Below are 19,272 nucleotides of genomic sequence, written 5' to 3'. Positions count from 1 at the left end.
ACTTTTATCCGGCCACCAGCGGGTACTTCTACTTGGCCATTGACACGAGGTCGGAGTAGGCAAGACGTATCTGGCAACAGCATTGGGACACATGGTAATTCGCCGACGCAACTCCGTACTGTTCGCCCGATCCGACAAGCTGTTCACCCGGCTGCGCGCCGCCCGCCTGGACAACACCGTCGACGCCGAGATCCGCCGACTCACCACCATCGACGTCCTCATTATCGACGACTTTGCGCTCAGACCCCTCGGCGCCACAGAGACCAGCGACTTCTACGAAATCATCGTCGAACGCCACCGCGCCAAAACGACCATCGTGACCTCCAACCGAGAACCCTCCGAATGGTTGACCATGACCGCCGACACCCTGCTGGCCCAATCAGCGATCGACCGACTCACGGCCACCGCCCACACCCTCGTCATCGAAGGACCGTCCTACCGTCAACGCACCCGACCCAGCCAGCTTGACCCAGACCACGACGACGAGCTTCCTCAATAACGCGCCACGGTGGTCCCATCCCCCTGGCAATCAGGTGGCCCCATCACCCTGGCAAGCGACACTTCTAAATGGCCATTGACAGAGGCCTTGCTGCTCAAAGAGCAAGCCCGCATCGTCCTAAGACGCTGCGGATCCGGTCCGGTGTCATCCGCTGTTCCCGCAAGATACTTCGTCACGACGAGCCGGTGATGATCATCAAAATGGATTATCGGTTGGTCGCACCCATCACCGGCACGGTGACCGCTGCGCGGAGAACCGCTTTTCGGCAACATCTTCAACAGCGGCGGTCTGCGGATCTCAGCCAATCGTCCACTGACAACAACTCCTTTCTCCTCTCGGCCCAAGCCGAGAATCGGTCGAAGGGGTCAAAATCTGCGTCGACACGGGGTCAGTTTTCAGGCGTCGCCGAGTGCCGATCGCGATACCAAGGCCCAGCCACTTGCGCAGGTATTCCGCATTCGAGATGGCCGCCCATCTACCGGAAGCGGCACTACTGGTGTCTACGGGCTCCGGCATTGTTCGGATCCTAGAGGCGCGGTTCCTTGGGCAGGCCGAGCAGTTTCTCGCCGATGATATTGCGCTGCACCTGTGAACTGCCCGCATAAATCGTGGCGGCTCGCGCCGCCAATGCCGACTCAACCCACGCGAGCGACGAATTCGGTGTTCCGACATCCGCAGTCGCCAAGGCGCCGTTCGTTCCCGTGCCCGACAGCGTCAACACGTCCGTCTCGAGGATCTCCATCGCCAGTTCGGTCTCGCGTTGGAAGAACTCGCTCCAGAGGATCTTGGTCATCGCGGCCTCGGGACCTGGATACTCACCGTGTAAGAAGCGCGTCAACGCCTGATACCCACGACACCGCATAATCTCGACGCGACCATAGCACCAAGCGAGCTGCTCACGGATATGCGGGTCGTTAGTCTTACCTCGTTCTTTCGCCAGCTCGAAGAGCCGGTCGATCTCAGCTTGGAAGCGAATCGCGTCGGTGGTGACACTTGTTCCACGCTCGAAACCCAGCAGCGTCATGGCCACCGACCATCCTGCGTTCACTTCCCCGACAACGTTGTCTGCAGCGGTTCGGGCGTCGGTGAAGAACACCTCGTTGAACATCGACTGGCCCACTATATTCTTGATGGGTCGAACCTCCACGCCGGGCTGATCCATCGGCACGAGCAGAAATGAGATCCCCCGGTGCTTGGGAGCATCCATGTCGGTGCGGCACAGTGCGAAGATCCAGTTGGCGAGGTGTCCCACTGAAGTCCAGATCTTGGACCCGTTGATGACCCATTCGTCGCCATCAAGAACCGCTCTCGTCCGCAGGCTGGCCAGATCCGATCCCGCGTCGGGTTCGGAAAACCCCTGGCACCACCGATCATCACCGGACAGAATTCGCGGCAAGAACCAATTCTTCTGGTCCTCGGTGCCGCAGACGACAAGCGTGTTGCCAAGCAGCTGAATCCCGAACATGTCGTTCTCAGTTCCGGCGGGTACCCCGGCGCGAGCAAACTCCTCGGCCAGCACGACTTGGTGGAGTGGGGTCAGTCCCGCTCCGCCATATCGCTTTGGCCACAACACGGCGAGTAGGCCGTTGTCCGCGAGCGTCTTCCGCCACTCTCGGATGAACTCCTTCCGCCGGGTTTGATCCAACGCCCCGATTCCAGCGAAGTCGGCAGGGACGTTCGCGGTGATGAAGTCGCGCACTCGTGACCTGAACGCCTCAGCTGACGGGGGATAAGACAGGTCCATATCGAATCGTCGTCCCTTATCTGTGTTGAGGACCCGCGTAAAGGTGGATCCATTGGGTTATTTTTTGCGTGTTTTGCTTCGTTTTCGACCGCTTGAAGGCGGTGGACCGCGGTCGGGGTCAAGGCGGAGCGCCCGCAGCGTAGCGAGGACGAACGACCTTGAGACCGACGAGGATCCGCCGCATACTTGGCCGCCGGGGAACAGGAAAAGACGGTGTGGTTCAAGTCATCTGCTGCCCTCCGGTGCATAAATGTGGGGCGAAAGACGCGCGTCGCGTGTGCCGGCGCCCAGCCTTATCTGAGTCCACGGACGATATCCGGCAACTTGATGATCGATGGGGTGCCCGACGTGCGGGCAACGAAGGCGCGGCCGCTCAATCTTTCCGGGAAGTCCACCCAACAGCGGAGTGGCGACAGGAACCACACGGGCGCTGGCCGCAGGCATCAGGTGATTAGCATCAGGTGATTAATGGGCATGGCAGGCGCGCAACGCATCATTTAAGAGGCCACCTCCTGGCGTTCGGGGACTGGCAGCGCCAGGGCGCCATCTTCGAACGCACGCAGCGGGTGATAGCATCGGCGCAGAATTTTGCGTTCCACCGCCAGGGTGGGGATTCTTGCCGTTGTGGCCGTCGCGCTTGGCTGCCAGCTTGTGGTAGTAACCGTAATCAAGGGAACGGCGCCGGCTCGCGCACTCGGCTGCCTCAAACGCCGCCCAGCGCAGCTCGGGTGAGCCCTCTCGCGACAGGTGCCCTGGTGAGCGTTTGGTATCAGAGGAGTACACGGTGACATCCAGCCCAGCAAACCGCACCAGCCGATGGGAACTGCTGAATCGGCGGACATCACCGACCTCGGACCAGATGATCGCCGCGCACAACCAACCGATGCCGTAATGGCGCTGCATTGCCTGACACCCGGCTTGGCGTCGGGCGAAGTTGACTAATTGGCTTGGCAGCGGGTCGATCTCGGTGCTTAGCTGATCGATGCGCCGTAGCGCAGTGTCAACGCACCGCCGGCCCGCCGCCGACAAGTCGACGCTGTCCAGCGCCGCGCGGCCTGCGCCGGATAACAGCGCCCGAATCGGTGGACAGCCCTGATGGAACAGCTGGACATGGATGCGCTGCTGCCAGGCCCGCCGCTCGTCCATCAACGTGTAGTACAACCGGCCCAGCGTGCGGATCTCCAGCATGTGTGCGGGTAGGATCCACGACTCGGGGAACCGGTCCTCGAACAACAGCGTACGCAGCAACCGAGTATCGGCGCGGTCGGTCTTGGCGCGCTTCTTGGGCTCCGGTAAGACGGCAATCTCGGCCGCATCCCCCAGGTGCGCGCAGATCCCAGCAGCGGCCAGCTCCTCGCACACATACCGCCACCCCGGGCAGCCCTCCAGCGCGAACTGGCCGTCCCCATCGCTGCAGTGCTCAGCCAGCCAGTTCCGCAACGCTTTCCGGGTCGCCGGACCGATCTGACCCCAGCGCAACAAGCCGTCATAATCGACGTAATCGAATGTGATCTGCTGTCGCCGCACGTCGAAACCGCCTACCATCGTCATCGGGACCTCCTCGAGCTCCTGAAAAATTCCTCTAACGCCTATATCAACGAGCGTCTGAGCTGAGGGGGTCCCCATCCACATGTCATCTTTCTCTGTTCGTGCCGACGAAGTATGTGGCGGTGTTTAGAGCCCGATGCGGTCAGCGACCTCGAGCCATTGCTCGCGTACTGAGCCCAGCAGTACCCGGTCGGCTTTCGCCCGCCGGTAGTAGAGGTGTGCGTCGTGCTCCCAGGTGAACCCGATCCCGCCGTGAATCTGCACATTCCACGATGCGGTGAAGTCAAATCCGGCCGCGGCGGTTGCCACGGCAATGGGGGCCGCCTTGGCGAGGTCAGCGCTCTCCTCCGCTGCCAGATGAGCCGCGTAGAGAGTGACTGCACGAGCACTGTCCAGTTCGATTGCCATCTCGGCGCATCGGTGCTTGATCGCCTGGAAGGAGCCGATGGGCCGATTGAACTGGTGACGCACCTTGGCGTATTCGACGGACATGGTCATAGCGCCCTCGGTGCCACCAACCATCTCCGCTGCGAGTAACGTCTTCGCGACATCTAACGCACGGCGTATGGGCGCGACGCCGTGCGCGCCAGCCAAGGGAACCGCAGAGACGGCGTCGAAGGTCAGGGTGGCCAGCGGTCGGGTGATGTCCAGGGTCTCGACGCGTGTACGGGTGAGGCCGACGGCGTTACCGTCAACGAGGTACAATGCCGGCTCAGCGGAGTCACCGGGCGGCAGAGCGAGCACCAGCAGGGTGTCCGCACTATGGCCGTCGATCACATGAATCTTGGTCCCAGACAGCGTGACGGCGTCGCCATTTGTCGCCGCTCGCATGGCTACAGCACCGAAGCCGTCAACGCAACCCGGTTCATTGATAGCAGTCGTGACTGTACGAGCGCCCGCGGCTATCTCTGGAAGCAGTTCTCTCTTCTGCTCCTGGCTGGCCGCGATCAAGATCGGCGCGACACCGAGCGCGACGGTCGCGAACAGCGGGCACGGCACGATGCCGCGTCCAAGCTCCTCGATGGCGACAGCAGCCTCGATCATCGTTGCTGCCGCACCGCCGTACTCCTCCGGTACGAGCAGACTCGGCAGCCCCAGTTCCCGACTCATGCGAGACCAAAGGTCGATGTCATATCCCGGCGCAGTTGTTACCGCCTGGCGAACCTTGGCCAGCGGTGACAGTTCGGTAACGAACTGCTGTATAGTCTGGCGGAAATCGTCCTGTTCTGGACTGAGCATGAAATCCATGACATGGCACCTCATCTTCTCTTCAAACAGTTGTTGTCGCGAAAAGAAATAGGGACGGCCTTACCGTCGCCTGGATCGACCAATCCACACACCGAAGCGCTCATCAATTCCGCGTAAGCACTGTCTCACCGGCCTTGGCATCTTCCGCCGTCCCCATCCGCTCGCTTTACGGTTCTTCTGTGGCTATGCGCCGGACACTGCTCGGAATGGCCGCCGTCGCGCTGTTAAGCCGATATTCAAGGAGCATTCATTTGTTTTCGGCCCCTTGATCGAACAGGTGATCTCGGAAGCGCTGTCGGAGTTCGTTTTTCATGACCTTGGCCATGGCGTTCTTCGGTAGCTCGTCCACTACGACCATGTGGCGCGGGCATTTGTAGTCGGCGAGGTGCTGGCGGCAGAACTGGTTGATCCGCTCCGCGGTGAGTTCGCCTTCGCCGCCGCTGAACCCGGGCTTGGGCGCGATCACCGCTAGGAGATCCTCACCGAGGTCCGAATGCGGCACCGCGATGACTGCGGCCTCGAGCACCTCGGGCATCTCGAGCAGCACGCGCTCGACCTCGATGGCGAAGATGTTGTAGCCGCCGCGCAGGATCATGTCTTTTTTGCGCTCGGTCAGATAGACGTAGCCATCGTCAGCGACATAACCCACGTCGCCGGTGTGCAACAGTCCACCGCTCCAAAGTTCCGCGGTGGGCTGCTCCCCCTTGTAGTAGCTGCGCCGAGCTATCTTCGACTTAAAGCAGATCTCGCCGACCTTGCCTGGGGGGAGTGGGTTATCGTAGTCATCAACGACGACAACCTCGCATCCTACGGGCCTGCCAACCGAGCCCGGCCGGGCAAGGATGTCATCTGGGTCGGGACCGAGGATGCAGGCCGCGCCGGCACCGGCCTCGGTGAGGCTGTAAGCGTTCAGCATCTTCGCTCCGGGCCACACCTGCCGCATTTTGCGCACGGTGTCGGGCTGGATCGGCGCCGCCCCGAAAAACACGAGCTGCAGCGAGCTGTAGTCGTGATCACCCACCGTGGGGTGCTTCATGGCCAAATTCAGCATTGTCGGCACACCCATGATCGACGTGGCGCGGTAGCGCTCGATCGCCGCGAGCAACTGCTCGGGATCAAAACGCGGCAACACGATCTGCGTGACCCCGGCACGAATGCTTAGCAGCATCAGGCCATGGCAGCCCGTGAAACCGAACAAGGGCACCGCATGAAGCAGGCTCTCGCCGAACATCGCGCCGAGAAGCTGCCCGAGGCTCGCCTGGCCGGGCTCGTCGGCGAGGTTGCCCTCGGGCACCAGCACGCCCCTGGGCATCCCGGTGGTGCCGGACGTATAGAGCAGATCCGCCGGGTCGTCGGCGCTCAGGGAAGGCTCGAGGAGCGGCACGTCCGCAGAGCCCGCGCCCACCACGTCGCCCAGGGGGGTGAATCCATCCAGCGCCTCGCTGCCGGTCACGAAGAAGTGCTCAAGTTGGAAGCTACCGGGACGGCCGCCGATCTCGACAGATTCGCCTTCGGCAAGCGCAACCAGAACCTCCCGGTGGGCGAGACCGGTGATCACCGCCACGGCGTCGCTGTGCTCAAGCACGAACAGCTTTTCCGGCGCTGCCCACCGGGTATTGAGCGGCACCGGCACGGCACCAAGTTTGTGGATGCCGAAATACACTGCATTGAAATGCATCGCTTGGTCGTTGGCGAGCAGCATCGCCACCTTGTGACCGCGGCTCACCCCAGCGGCGTGCAATTGCTGGGCGACCCGGCTGCTGGCAGCGTCGAGCTCGCGGAAAGTGGCCGCGCCGTCCTCGGCGATGACGGCGGTCTTGTCCGGTCGGTCCTCTACCGCTTGGCGCAGCAGGTCGATCACGGCCATGGCATGGTCCTCCTCAACGTACGTACGTGTTCAGCCGAGCGCTTGAAGCACGAGGCCGATCTCGTCGTTGGCCTGCGTTGGAGTCTGGTATCCCTCTCGGTCGCAGATCGCCTCAAGGTTGTCCTGGACCGCTTCGATATCGAGCGTCGGCGATGAGAAGCCCTTCGTCACACTGATGAAGATCTCGGCCACTCGCCCGCCCCCAACGGAGAAGATCCTCGACGTGAGATCGCAGGATTCATGGCAGAGATACGCGACGACCGGGGCGACCAGTGCCGGGTCCAGCTTCTTGGCGATCGGCCCGAGGAGTTCCTCGGTCATCCGGGTCCGCGCCATCGGCGCGATCGCGTTCACCTTGATGTTGTACTTCGCGCCTTCCTGGGCGAGCACCCGTGTGAAGCCGATGACCCCCATCTTCGCGGCCCCGTAGTTGGTCTGACCGAAGTTGCCGAAAATCCCGGCGGCGGAGGAGGTGTTGACGATCCGGCCGTAGCCCTGCTCGCGCATCCTGAGGAACGCCGGCTGGGTCACCCAGATGGTGCCGTAGAGATGGACATCGATCACCGGATCGAGTAGCTCCGGCGTGAGATTGTGGAAGGACTTGTCGCGCAGGATGCCCGCGTTGTTGACGACGATGTCGACCCGCCCGAAGGCGTCGAGAGCCGCCTGCACGATGGCCGCCCCACCTTCTCGGGTCGCCACGCTGTGACCATCGGCGACCGCGATACCGCCGGCGGCTTCGATCTCCTGAGCGACGGCCTCCGCCGCGGTCAGGTCCGCGCCGACGCCGGCGACGCTGCCGCCGAGATCGTTCACCAACACGCGCGCGCCGCGTGATGCAAGCAGCATCGCATGCTCCTTGCCGAGACCGTTTCCCGCCCCGGTCACGATGGCGACCCTCCCGTCGAAGCTAAGCTCAGCCACGCGATTTCCCTTCCATGCTGTCGCCCCGCAGGGCGATTTCTCTCTTATCGGATGTGTTGAATGACGTCACCGCCCGGCCTGCAGGATGTGGATGACACAGACCGAGCCCGCGCCCATCATGTGAGCAAGCCCGGTTCGAGCGCCTTCGACCTGCAGCGGGCCCGCCTCGCCCCGCAGCTGCCGTGTCACATCCCAGATCTGGGCCAGGCCGGTCGGCCCACCGGGATGACCGCGCCCGATCAGCCCGCCGTCGGTCGAGAACGGGATACGACCACCCAGGCTGGTCGCGCCCTCGGAGACGAGCTTGTCCCCCTCCCCAGCCGCGCACACCCCGAGCAGCTCGTAATACATCAGTTCCTCGATGGGGAATGCGTCGTGCACGTGGGCGAGGTCGAGGTCGGCCGGCCCGACACCGGCCTCGTCGTAGGCGGCCTTTGCCGTGGCCGCGGTGAGCTCGCCCGGACCGACGACCGCACCCATGAAAATGTGGCCGTCAACGAACTGCTCGGACTGCTGCTGGCTGGCGACCACCTTCACCAGCGGGCGTGAACCGGCCACGCGCTCTGCCGCCTCGCGGCTCGCGACGATCGCGGCCGCAGCCCCAGAGCCAGCGGCGCAGGCCATCTTCGAAGTGTGCGGGTAGGAAATCATGCGCGAGGCGAGGATCTCTTCGACGGTGACCTCATGGTCGGCCCGACGTTGCGCGTAGGGATTCAGCCGCGCATGGTTCCAATTCTTTGCCGCGATGGCGGCGAAGGTCTCGACCGTCGTGCCCACTTCGTGCATGCGACGTGTCGCCCACATGGCGAAAAACGCCGCCGGGAGGATCACCTGGCCAATGCCGGGCTTGCTGCCCCCGATAGCTCGAGTGGCGCGATTGAGGTCGTCAAACCCTAGCGCCATCGCGATATCGACGCTCCCCCCCGCCACCACCTGGACCGCCTCATGGAAGGCGCACGATCCGGTGGCCGACGCGTTCTCGACGTGGGTGATCGGGATGCCGGTAAGCCCGAGATCCTTCGCAAGGGTGACACCCGTGAGCAGACCGGCGCCGATGTAGCCGTTGTAGAGGTAGCCGACTTCATCGAAGCCGATGCCGGCGTCACCGAGCGCGTTGACACCGGCCCCGAAGCCCAAGTCGGCCGCGTTGGCGTCCGGCTGGCCGAACGGGGCCATCCCCACGCCGATCACATAGACGTCGCGGGCCATCACCGAGATGCCCCCCGTCGAGTAGGGCAAAAGCGGAACGAGCACAGCTCAGTGCCATCGGCATCGGTCATGAGGGGGTAGACCTCAAGCTGCATGGGCATGCCGATCTCCCAGTCGCCCATCTCGCCACGCAGGATGGATTGCACGCGCACGCCCTCCGGTAGGTCAACTTGGCCGACACCGTGCCCGTCGCCTGTGGAGCCGAACCGGGACTTGCCCATCCACGCCGACTCGACGTAGGTCCAGGCGTACAGTTCGCCGGTTGGTGACAGCAGGACATCCTCGACCGGGCCGCCCGTCAACGGACAGCGGCGGCGGCGGGGGAAGAAGTACTTGTCGGCAGCAGGGCTATAGGAACCGATCAACCGCGGCTGCTCATCGCCGTTGGGCATCGTGAAGTAGCCGTCCTCAAGTGGTCGACGCATCGTGTGTCGTCTCCTCCGGGTCGTGCGGTCAATGACTGGCCTCGCCGCCGCTTGGAGCGTTGCGCCATCGCGGATCTTTGAAGCGTGCCGAGATAGTGGCACCGGCGACGGCAACTAAGCTGGAGCAGTGTTGGTACTCGCAGTGCCGAATCGACTCCAGCGCAAAAATTCCGCGTTTTTACGCACTGGCGCCGATCTCGTCGAAGTCAGGCCGAACCGGCCAGCACCCTCGCGTCCTCGTCCGCGAAGGTGTCCTCCAGCTGCAGTGGCGAGTAGTCGAGGTCGATTTCCTCGGGCGGTCGCCCGCGGGCGCTGCTGATCGTGCTGAACCGGCGCATCCCCTTGTCGGTGGCATAGGTCCTCATCTCGTCGATTGACAGATTGAAGGGTATGTCGTCGCCATACAGTGCAGAACCCTCGTCGATCAGGCGCTGCCCCAGCGGAATGAGTTCGTTCATGCGCGTTTCGAACACCGTCCAATTGGTGTCGTCGGCAGCGACGTGGCGCCGGCAGGTGAAAGTGCCCCATGCCATGTGGCGTCGCTCGTCGTCGCCGATGTGCCGAATCAGCTGCTGCATGCCGGGAAGAATGCCGTGCTCCACGCAGATCTTGTGCCAGGCGTAGTAGCCGGTCAGCGCCAACATGCCCTCGATGATGTGGTTGTACGTCACCGAAGCGCGAACCTGGGCAGCCGGCGAGGGATCCACATAGAGCGTGTTGAGCGATTCGTGAAGTTCCTCGTCGAACAACTGCCGGTATGCCGGAGTTTGATCGAGGAAACTATGTAAGTCGTCGCGCACCCCGACGGCATCGAGCCACAAGCGGAACGCCTGGGTGTGTTTGGCTTCCTCGAACGCAAACTGCGTCAAGTACATCTCGTCGCCGAGCCGGCCTTCGGCCCGCATTGCGGCCATGAACGGCTGGATGTCCTGGGTGACTGCTTCCTCTCCGGCAATGAAGCCCGCGCACAATCGGGTGACGTACACGCGTTCGCGGTCGGAAAGCGCCTCCCAATCGGCGCTGTCGCGGGAGAAGTCGATATTGGCGGGGTCCCAGAGTTTGGCGATGCCGCCAGCGAACAGCCTGAGTGGCACGCTTTCCCAGTTCAGCCCGCCGGCACCCAGCGAATGGTAACGTGTGGTTGCCATGTAACCTCCTTAATTATTCGGCTGCATTGCCGGGTCTAGCGAACCTTGGTCGCTAGACGAATTCCACGATGTTGTAGTCACCGGCGGTGTAACATGCCCGAAGCACTTTCTTGTCGTATTTACCGACGCTGGTTCGCGGGATTTCGGGGACGAAGGCCCAGCGCTCCGGGATCCACCACGTAGCGACTTTGCCGTCTAAGAAGGCACGTAGCTCATCTGGCGTGATATCGGCGCCGGGTTTGACCACCACTAGAGCGAGTGGACGCTCCTGCCACTTCTCGTCGGGCACACCGATGACCGCGGCTTCATGTACCCCGGAATGGGCGATCAGCAAATTCTCCAATTCGACCGACGAAATCCACTCCCCGCCGGACTTGATGACGTCTTTGGCACGGTCGGTCAGCGTCAAGAAGCCATGCTCGTCGACGTGGCCGACATCGCCAGTGCGCAGCCACCCCTGGTCGAACTTGTCGGCGTCGTCGTCGCGAAAATAAGAGCCAGTTACCCACGGCCCGCGGGCTTGGATCTCGCCGACCGCTTCTCCGTTGCACGGCAGGGTGCGATCCTGGTCGTTGCGCAGCCGGATTTCCACGCCGCATATCGGGCGGCCCTGGGTGGCACGCAGCGCCCACTGTTGGTCTTCGTCGAGCCCAGTCGGCGGTTTGGCCACCGTGGCCAGCGGCGAGGTTTCGGTCATTCCCCACGCCTGCACGATCGGTACGCCGTGGTCGCGTTCGAAGCCGCGCATCAGTGACACCGGTACCGCCGATCCGCCGCACGCGACCAGACGCAGCGACGAGATGTCATGACCGGGCTCGCAGCCCAGGAAGTGCCGGACGTCATTCCAGATTGTGGGCACCGCACCGGCCACGGTCGGGCGGGTGTCCTCGATGATGGCCACCAGCGCTCCAGGTTGTAGCCATCGGTGCGGGAGTACCAGTTCGGCCCCCGCCATCAGCGCGGCATAGATAAGGCCCCACGCATTGGCTTGAAACATCGGCACGATAGCCAAGATGCGGTCGGCTTCAGCGATGCCCAACCCGTTGCCAGTGCAGACGGCCAGTGAATGCAGGTAGGTGGATCGGTGGCTGTAGACCACGCCCTTGGGGTTTCCGGTGGTGCCGCTGGTGTAGCACATCGCCGAGGCCGACGTCTCATCGAGTTCAGGCCAGTCGAACTCGGTGGGATGTGTCGAGATCAGGTCTTCGTACGAAACGACGGCCTTGCCGGCCGCCCGTAGCGGCTCGGGATCGCCCTCACCGACCGCAATCACCGTGTGCACCGACGATATGGCCGGCAAAGAACGCGCAAGTAGCGGCGCTAACGACATGTCGACGATGACGATGTTGTCGTCGGCGTGGTTGGCGATGTAGCCAAGCTGCTCGGCGGTAAGACGAATATTGAGCGTGTGCAACACCGCGCCCATCGACGGCACCGCACAATAGGCCTCCAAGTGTTCCTGGTTGCTCCACTGGAAGGTAGCCACACGCTGATCGCCGGTGACGCCAAGGTCATGCAGCGCATTAGCTAACTGACCGACCCGCCGGCCGACCTCGCCGTAGGTCGCGGCCCGGTAGCCCGACTCGGTCGGTGTGACGACGCGGCGGTCGGCGTGAATGGAGTTGGCATGCTTGACGATCGATGTCACAGAAAGCGGAACGTCTTGCATAGTGCTTTGCATAGCGTGGATCCCTTGCCCGTCATTCCCGGATACTGACGGCCGTCGACCGGGCAACTGGCTGCTCCCGAATACCCCGGACAGACGGTATTACCAATCTTTTACAAAGATCGACCAATTGTCAATAGTCCGGCGTGCCTCACTGAGTTTGAGCGCGTGGCCGGCGGTGGTGCCTCACCTATTTTGAGCGCGTGGCCCGGAAGGCCTGCCCGATGTGGAAGGCAAGATCGACATGGCTGCGAGGCGGCAGGTAGCGAACAAACTGCGAGGTCAGTACCGCAAGGCGTTGAAGGCGGACAAGAGCAAGATTTTGGATCGGGTGGTGTCCACCACGGGGATGGGCCGCTCGACGGCTCGGCGGATGCTGACCGGCCCGAGGCTGCCGGACCCGGCCGAGCAGGTTGACAGGCGTACGTTGCGGCCGCGGGGCTTCAGCGACGACGCCAGGGCACTGCTGGAGTATGTGTGGGCCTTGATGGGCATGCCGTGCGGCAAGTACCTGGTGGTCATGGTGGGTCTGTGGCTGCCGCTGCTGGCTGAATCCGGTGATCTTGACAGGCCGTTCGCCACCGAGGCGGCATCAGCGGAGCTGAAGGCGATGAGCGCGGCCACCCTGGACCGCTACCTGAAACCGGCCCTGGGACAGGATGCGCATCAAGGGCATCTCGACGACCAAACCGTCGCCGCTGCTGCGTAACTCGATCGCCATCCGTACCTGCGCCGATGAGGCACCTGAGGCCCCGAGGGTGATCGAGGCCGATACCGTGGCGCACTGCGGCCCGACATTGATCGGCGAGTTCGCCCGCACGCTGACGATGACCGACCTGGTGATCGGCTGGACCGAGAACTTCTCGATCCGCAACAACGCCTCGAAGTGGATCACGGCCGGCATCGACGAGCTGCAACAGCGGTTCCCGTTCGATCTGGTGATTTTCGCTTTGGACTGCGGCGGTGAGTTCATCAATCACGAGGTCGCCGCCTGGCTGCAGACCCGCGACATCGCCCAGACCCACTCGCGGCCGTACCAGAAGAACGACCAAGCGCACGTGGAGTCAAAAAACAACCACGTGGTGCGCAAACACGCGTTCTACTGGCGCTACGACACCTCCGAGGAGCTGGAGCTGCTCAACCGGCTGTGGAAGCTGGTGTCGCTGCGGTGCAACTTCTTCACCCCGACGAAAAAGCCCATCGGCTACAGCACCACCGCGGCCAGTCGCCGCACGCGCATCTACGACACGCCGGCCACGCCGTGGCAACGTCTGCAGGAATCGGGAATACTTGATGCGCAACAGCTTTCGCATGTGTCCGCCCGAATCGAGGGCATCAACCCGGCCGATTTGACCCGGCAGATCAACACCATCCAAATGCAGCTACTGGACCTGGCCAAGACCAAGACCGACGCCCTTGCCGCCGCCCGCCACATCGACCTGGAAGCATTGCAACCGTCAATCGACCGATTGGCCAAGGCGAAGTAGTGCAAGCCCCCACGCGCTCACCATGCGTGAGGCACCAGCCCACGCTTCGCGCTCACTTTTTGGTGAGGCACCTCGATCGCCACCACCATGCCCTTCCCGATCCTGGGCTTTCGATAACGGCAGCGAGTTCATCAACCACCACCTGCTGGCTTGGTGCGAGCGGCGCCAGATCACCTTCACCCGCTCGCGGCCCGGAAACAAAAACGACGGCTGCCACGTCGAGCAGAAGAACTGGGCGATCGTGCGCACCGTGGTCGGCTACCACCGTTACGACACAAAGGCACTGTTGCTCAACAAGATCTGGTCCCTGCAATCGAAACTGAGGATGGGGACTGTCTGAACAGCGGTGGATCTGACCTTGGTCTGACACGCCGAGCGTGAGCTTGGCGGGAAGGACTGATGATGTCCGAAACACTCGAGCCCATGGCTACCGAGGTGGATCAAAAGCAGCTCGCTGAACAACTATTGGCCCAGGCCAAGGAGCAGGGCGTGGAGCTGGTCGGCCCGAACGGGCTACTCAACCAGATCACCAAGAATGTATTGGAGACCGCGCTGGACGCAGAGATGGCCGAGCACCTCGGCTATGACAAGCACGACCCGGTCGGACGTGGCAGCGGCAACGCCCGCAACGGCACCCGGGCCAAGACGGTGTTCACCGAGATCGGACCGGTCGAGATCGAGGTGCCGCGCGATACCAACAGCTCGTTCGATCCGCAGATCGTCAAGAAGCGCCAACGTCGGCTGACCGGCATCGACGAGATCGTGTTGTCGTTGACCGCTAAAGGATTAACGACCGGCGAAGTGGCCGCGCACTTCGCCGACGGGTCCATCCGGAATTCGGTGTAAGTGGCGTTTCCCTATCCTCGGTTGAGGTCGGGCATTCTGTTGGCGAATGTTACTGCGAACGCGTTCAAAGCGGGCTTCCAGCGGACCGCCCAGCGTTGCTGGCCGGTGCCCTTGGGATCGAGGGAGCGAGTCACCATATACAGGCACTTCAGCGCCGCGGCCTCCGAGGGGAAATGGCCGCGAGCCTTGATCGCCCGTCGGTAGCGGGCGTTGAGTGACTCGATTGTTATCTGGAGTTCTGGCCGCGGTAGCTGTTGTGACCTGCAGGTTTGTGTCGTGGAGGGTGTCCATGACGCGGTTGGAGATGGATATCGCTTGGCGGTTAGCACGGCCCGATTGTTACCGAATCGCGATGCGTCGGTTCATGATGTCGGCCGGTGTCGTCGCGGAGTTGGCCAAGGGCGCACGCCAGTTGGCGGCGTAGCCGCCGGTTCTCGTCGGCGAGTTCGCGGTTGCGGCGGTTGGCGATTTCGAGGCGCTGCCGCGGGGAGTCGTCGCTGGCGCGTTGTCGGGCGGGTAACGGTGTGCTTGGCTCGGGTCGGTGTTGGGTGCGGAGCCGGCGGATCTCGTCTTTGAGGTCGGTTTGGGTGTAGATCCACGAGCGGGAGACACCGGCGTGGCGGGCGACGGATTCGAAGGTGAGCAGGGCGCCGGTCCGGTCGAGTTCGTGCATCGCAGCGATGGCCTTGGCGCGGGTGTGTTCGTGCCGCTGCTGGGCGGCGTGGATGAGGTGGATGCTGTTGTCAGCCGGCATGTTTGGCCTTCCCTGGTTGTGGATCGTTGAGGGCGGTGATGATGTTGTCCAGGTTGTGCAGGATTTGGTGGTTCATCTCGGCCAGACGTTGTTGTCCGCGGGCTTGGGCGGCGGTGATCAGCTGCAGGCTCTGTTGCCGCTGCTGGTGGTGCTGGGGCAGGAACTCGGCGGTGGTGAGGAACATCGGACAGGTCAGACAGGCTTCTCTGAACTTAGCTGGGGCACTTAGCGATCCGTTCATCGTGGCCGCGCATTTGTTGGTAGGGAGGGGGTTCCGAGGTCGACCGCGAGGCGACGGCTCGTGTCGATCTGAGTGAGTTTGTCTTTCACCCCGGCGAGGCTGACTTGGAGTCCCTCGACTTCGCCGAGCCAGCCGTGAAGTTTGGCCTCCTCGATTCGGTCCTCGAGGTTGCTGCGGATCTCTTCCAGGCGTGGTCGTTGCGCTGGGTCCGGCCGGAGAAGCGAACATCGGACGCAAGCGTGCTCGTGAAAACACGGCGTTCCAAACGCGCGGCCGCACGTCCCGACCGACACCTTGCGCTTCTCGAAGTGGGCGAGGAAGTCGTCCCACTCGTCCTCGGTCGGGGTCCGGTACTCCTCGCTGGGTCGGGTTGCCCGTCGGCGAGCGATGAACGCTCGGTGGGCTTCGATCGCTTCCATGGGGTAGACGGCTTTGTATCCCATGGTTGTGTCAATTGTCTTGTGCCCGCAGATGATTTGGGCGATGTGCGGTGGTAGCCCGCTCATGATTGCGTCGGTGACGAAGATCCTTCTGAAGTCGTGGGGCGAGAAAATCAGCGGTTCGCCGGTGGCGTCGGTGAGCCCGCTGGCGGCGAGTGCGTCGATGAGCAGTTTGCGGATCGCACTGGGTGTGAAGGGGCGGTGCTCGTTGCCGATGGCGCGTTGGAACAGCAGCGGCATCGGCGGGTTCCAGACTCGCTCTCGGGTGTCGTAGGACGGCACCAGGGGTATCGCACCGCTTGGTGCGCGGAGGCGGGTGATGATGGCGCTGAGCACGTCGGCGAGTTCGGGGCTGACGAGCAGCAGGCGTTCGGTGTCGGTCTTGGAGGGGGCGATCTGCAGCAGCGGCACCACTTCGCCGCTGGAGGGCAGGCGGTATTCGGTGATGCTGTGGTGGCTGAGTTCAAGCAGTTCCTCACAGCGGATGCCGGTCAGTCGCAATACTTCAATCGTCGCGAACGCCCAGAACGCCTCGTCGTCCTCGTAGGACAGGTTGCGCCGTTTGCCCGTGGCCGTGTCGTCGGCCCAGACGTGGCGGCCTATGGCTTTGGGGACGTGCGCTTTCCGTAATTTGGCGTCGGTGCCGGGGATCAGGGTTCCAGACACCGTCTGGTCAGCGGCCTGCAAGAACTGTTGTGCGGTGCGGCGGCGCTCGTTCGCGGTGCGCACCAGCACCGGCAGCACAGGCAGTCGTTCGCGGGTGCGCTGGTCCATCCGAGCCTTGCGGTGTTTGCGTTCCTTGGCTCGTCGGATCTCGGCGTCGCCAATCGGGCAGGGAGCCGCCCACCGGGCCCATCGGGCGGGATCGTCGACGGCCCATTGAGCGATGTCGAGGTAGAACGCTCGCACCCGGAGTAGTTCGTCTTTGGCGTTGAGTCGCGGGGTTGCGACCTCGATCTGCTCACCGGCGGCGTTGGTGATCGTTCGCTTCTTGGTGGCCAGGTCGTCCTTCCAGGTCCGGATGACGTCCTGGGGCAGCTGCAGGGTGTCGATGCCCGGTGCGATGGCTTCGATGCGGGCCCAGAACAGCCCGGCCAGGCTGCGGGAGATCGCGTCGATGCTGGCGAAGTCCAGCGACGGCTGACGTTCCCGCAGGTAGTCGACAAGCAGGTCGCGAATGGGTCGGCAACGCAACGGATATCGATCCACTAATTCTTCGATCGTGAGTCGCCCGGTGGCTTGCCCGAATGCGCGAATCGTGTGCGGCGCATCGTCGGGGAAGATGCCAATCGCACGCAGGCGTAGGTAGAAGTCGACCTTCTTTTGTCCGCCGCGAGCGTGTACCTGGCGCAGGGTGTCGACCAGTTCGACACAGTCGCCGACAGTGATGTCGGCGACACGTCCGCCCTTGCACGCGAGGATGGTCGCGATCCTGGTCGCCGCGACCCGCGCGTCGACGGCGGAGCTGGCCGGTTGGGTCTCGGCGAGTCGCCGCAGCTGGGCGAACCCTTGCGGGTCTCTGATGTGCGCCATCGCACCGGCCAGCCGGGCGTGGGTGCGGGTAAGCATCCACGGCACACCCGGACGGATGACGTCGCCGCAGATCAACACGAGCAGGCCCGAGGCCAGATCGTCGACGTCGTACGACGCGTCCTGACCGCGCTCCTGCAGCCACCTCAGTGAGAGCCCGGTCCAGGTCTTGCCGGGATGCTGCTCGACGCCACTGAGTTCCCAACGCTGTTGCCAGGTGTCGCCCGGAAACGTCGCCAGCCAGTCCAGCAGCTTGGTCACACCGCGTCGTCGACCCGCCTGGGTCCCCTTGACATCCGAGGTAAACAATCCGGAGGTCAGCCTGACCATGGTGTCCTGGGCGGTTCCGGCCGTGGCTGCCCCACAATGCTCGGGCTGACGGGCGGGGAACCGTTCGCGCAGCTGCTTGTTCCGCCCGCTGATCTGAGTCTTGGTCGCATTCGCCACGGCAAGTGGTTTGCGCGCAACGTGTTTGGCGATCGTGGTCACATCGACCTCCCGAACAGGACGCTCAGCGACTGCGGGTCGTAGCCCGGCGCCGGCGGCGGTGGAACCGGATCTTCGCGCCGCGCCGCTTGCCGCGCGTGGTGAGCCAGCACACTCGCTACGACCTCCTCTTTGGAGGGCGTCAAATACAACTCGGTGGTGGTCAAGTGGGCGTGGCCCATCACCCACTGCACGTCGCTCAACGTCATCTGCGGATCCCGCGCCATCCGCATCGCGGCGCTGTGCCGCAGGTCGTGCAACGTCCAATCCGAGCCCAGGCAGGCATTGGCCCGCTCGAACATCCTGTGCGCGGCGTGATAGGTCAGCGGACGGTGTGGTCGGCGTAGTGTCCACCACAGCGGCCGGGTCCGGCCACGCGGCAACTTGGCCTGCAGGTCTTGCTGATACAGGCGGAGCCACACAAATGCGTCCGCCGCCGCGGGCAGTTGCTGTATGGCGCGGGAACCCTTGCGCACCACGGTGATCAGTTGTTGGCCTGGGTCGACATCGCACTGGCGAACCCCCAGCAGCTCGGACGCGCGGGCTCCCGTTGAGATCCAGAATGCAACCATTGCTCGGTCCCGATTCGACGGCAGCGCGGTGAACAGCGTGTTGAACCGATCGTCGGGTATCGCCCGCGGAATCCGCTGCGGCATTTTGGGGCGATAGCGCCCTACACGGTCGTGCTTCCAGGCCTCCATCGGGTTGTGGTGGGCATTCGCCCGCTCCGACCGACGTGCGATATCGAGGGGAAACGGATTCAAGATCGGTCCGGCACCGAGGTCACGCTGGAAGTCGTAGAAGCCGCGTAGCACCGTCTCGCTGTGAGCGATCGTCGCCGGGGCATACCCGGGGCCGAGGGCGGCCTTGCCCGTTACGGGGTTCGGCGGCCCAACCGACTCCACGGTTGCAACCACTTGGTCCGACGATGGCCTTCTCCGGTGTTTGACCGTCAGCTGAATCCAACAGCTGAAATCGCGCGCTTCGATCCGCGTCGCGCGGCGCCAATCGACATCGACCGCGCCGAGGAATCTCCACCACCGCAGCAAGTCCATGCCGTAGGAACGCAGCGTCGCTGGAGAACGCCCAGCCGCGAGCAGCTCCCGTAGAAACGCGGCCACTGATTCCACGACGGCGCCCTCGGCGTCGATCAACCGGTAAGGCTCACCCAGATCGCCGGTTGAGGCGAGCTCCCCACAGCGAGAAACAA

General features: G+C 63.4%; 15 protein-coding genes and 4 pseudogenes. 5 read left to right on the top strand and 14 right to left on the bottom strand.

Translation table 11 applies throughout. From position 1 onward, the window contains the following. Nucleotides 1-49: 49 nt before the first annotated feature. A pseudogene (locus tag AC0KTM_RS01555) lies at nucleotides 50-499 on the top strand (ATP-binding protein); the annotation flags it as partial. Between the two features lie 526 nt (nucleotides 500-1,025). On the opposite strand, the gene AC0KTM_RS01550 reads toward AC0KTM_RS01555, so the two are convergent. From AC0KTM_RS01550 to AC0KTM_RS01510, 9 genes are all read right to left on the bottom strand, one after another. Continuing rightward, entirely contained in the window at nucleotides 1,026-2,243 is a 1,218-nt protein-coding gene (locus tag AC0KTM_RS01550; protein WP_007168458.1) for an acyl-CoA dehydrogenase family protein, read from the bottom strand. A gap of 465 nt (nucleotides 2,244-2,708) precedes the next feature. Next, nucleotides 2,709-3,875 carry an IS110 family transposase gene (locus AC0KTM_RS01545; RefSeq protein WP_007168456.1) on the bottom strand — a complete coding sequence of 389 codons (1,167 nt, stop codon included), beginning with the start codon at nucleotides 3,873-3,875 and terminating at the stop codon, nucleotides 2,709-2,711. 42 nt (nucleotides 3,876-3,917) lie between these two features. Continuing rightward, nucleotides 3,918-5,039, bottom strand: a complete 1,122-nt coding sequence (locus AC0KTM_RS01540; RefSeq protein WP_050790029.1) for an acyl-CoA dehydrogenase family protein — start codon at nucleotides 5,037-5,039, stop codon at nucleotides 3,918-3,920. Nucleotides 5,040-5,286: 247 nt separating this feature from the next. Then, complete coding sequence (locus tag AC0KTM_RS01535; protein ID WP_007168454.1) at nucleotides 5,287-6,906, bottom strand: class I adenylate-forming enzyme family protein; 1,620 nt, start codon at nucleotides 6,904-6,906, stop codon at nucleotides 5,287-5,289. A 30-nt stretch (nucleotides 6,907-6,936) separates the two neighbouring features. Continuing rightward, a complete protein-coding gene (locus AC0KTM_RS01530; protein ID WP_007168453.1) occupies nucleotides 6,937-7,830 on the bottom strand; it encodes an SDR family oxidoreductase in 894 nt (297 codons plus the stop codon). Nucleotides 7,831-7,896: 66 nt separating this feature from the next. Continuing rightward, the gene (locus AC0KTM_RS01525; RefSeq protein ID WP_007168452.1) at nucleotides 7,897-9,084 is read right to left on the bottom strand and encodes a thiolase family protein; all 1,188 of its coding nucleotides are present in this window, start codon (nucleotides 9,082-9,084) and stop codon (nucleotides 7,897-7,899) included. Continuing rightward, complete coding sequence (locus AC0KTM_RS01520) at nucleotides 9,039-9,464, bottom strand: Zn-ribbon domain-containing OB-fold protein (protein WP_007168451.1); 426 nt, start codon at nucleotides 9,462-9,464, stop codon at nucleotides 9,039-9,041. Before AC0KTM_RS01520 ends, AC0KTM_RS01525 begins: the two co-directional genes overlap by 46 nt. 206 nt (nucleotides 9,465-9,670) lie before the next feature. Further along, nucleotides 9,671-10,612: a R2-like ligand-binding oxidase gene (locus tag AC0KTM_RS01515; RefSeq protein WP_007168450.1), complete on the bottom strand. Its 942-nt coding sequence runs from the start codon at nucleotides 10,610-10,612 to the stop codon at nucleotides 9,671-9,673. A 52-nt stretch (nucleotides 10,613-10,664) separates the two neighbouring features. Continuing rightward, nucleotides 10,665-12,293: a long-chain fatty acid--CoA ligase gene (locus tag AC0KTM_RS01510; protein WP_007168449.1), complete on the bottom strand. Its 1,629-nt coding sequence runs from the start codon at nucleotides 12,291-12,293 to the stop codon at nucleotides 10,665-10,667. A gap of 334 nt (nucleotides 12,294-12,627) precedes the next feature. On the opposite strand from AC0KTM_RS01510, the pseudogene AC0KTM_RS01505 reads away from it, so the two are divergent. From AC0KTM_RS01505 to AC0KTM_RS01490, 4 genes and pseudogenes are all read left to right on the top strand, one after another. After that, nucleotides 12,628-12,912: pseudogene (locus AC0KTM_RS01505) on the top strand (integrase catalytic domain-containing protein); the annotation flags it as partial. 25 nt (nucleotides 12,913-12,937) lie between these two features. Continuing rightward, nucleotides 12,938-13,765: an integrase catalytic domain-containing protein gene (locus tag AC0KTM_RS01500; RefSeq protein ID WP_224112851.1), complete on the top strand. Its 828-nt coding sequence runs from the start codon at nucleotides 12,938-12,940 to the stop codon at nucleotides 13,763-13,765. 112 nt (nucleotides 13,766-13,877) lie between these two features. Further along, nucleotides 13,878-14,045, top strand: a pseudogene (locus AC0KTM_RS01495) (integrase); the annotation flags it as partial. Between the two features lie 143 nt (nucleotides 14,046-14,188). Further along, nucleotides 14,189-14,587: pseudogene (locus tag AC0KTM_RS01490) on the top strand (transposase); the annotation flags it as partial. Between the two features lie 35 nt (nucleotides 14,588-14,622). Here AC0KTM_RS01490 and AC0KTM_RS01485 read toward each other — a convergent pair. The 5 genes from AC0KTM_RS01485 to AC0KTM_RS01465 are packed head-to-tail and all read right to left on the bottom strand — an operon-like array spanning nucleotide 14,623 to nucleotide 19,216. Beyond that, nucleotides 14,623-14,940 (bottom strand): transposase, encoded by a 318-nt coding sequence (locus AC0KTM_RS01485; protein ID WP_075630241.1) that lies wholly within the window; start codon nucleotides 14,938-14,940, stop codon nucleotides 14,623-14,625. Next, complete coding sequence (locus tag AC0KTM_RS01480; RefSeq protein ID WP_007168443.1) at nucleotides 14,934-15,365, bottom strand: DUF6262 family protein; 432 nt, start codon at nucleotides 15,363-15,365, stop codon at nucleotides 14,934-14,936. Before AC0KTM_RS01480 ends, AC0KTM_RS01485 begins: the two co-directional genes overlap by 7 nt. After that, nucleotides 15,355-15,549 carry a hypothetical protein gene (locus AC0KTM_RS01475; protein ID WP_007168442.1) on the bottom strand — a complete coding sequence of 65 codons (195 nt, stop codon included), beginning with the start codon at nucleotides 15,547-15,549 and terminating at the stop codon, nucleotides 15,355-15,357. Before AC0KTM_RS01475 ends, AC0KTM_RS01480 begins: the two co-directional genes overlap by 11 nt. A gap of 53 nt (nucleotides 15,550-15,602) precedes the next feature. Beyond that, nucleotides 15,603-18,065, bottom strand: coding sequence for a site-specific integrase (locus tag AC0KTM_RS01470; RefSeq protein WP_007168441.1), 2,463 nt, complete (start codon nucleotides 18,063-18,065; stop codon nucleotides 15,603-15,605). Next, entirely contained in the window at nucleotides 18,062-19,216 is a 1,155-nt protein-coding gene (locus AC0KTM_RS01465; protein WP_007168440.1) for a tyrosine-type recombinase/integrase, read from the bottom strand. The genes AC0KTM_RS01470 and AC0KTM_RS01465 overlap by 4 nt, the downstream gene beginning before the upstream one ends. Nucleotides 19,217-19,272: the final 56 nt, after the last annotated feature.

It is taken from the genome of Mycobacterium sp. NTMscope_Eco_3 (assembly GCF_976985685.1).
The sequence above is the reverse complement of the archived record's forward strand: the minus strand, read 5'-3'. Positions and strand labels throughout refer to the sequence as shown.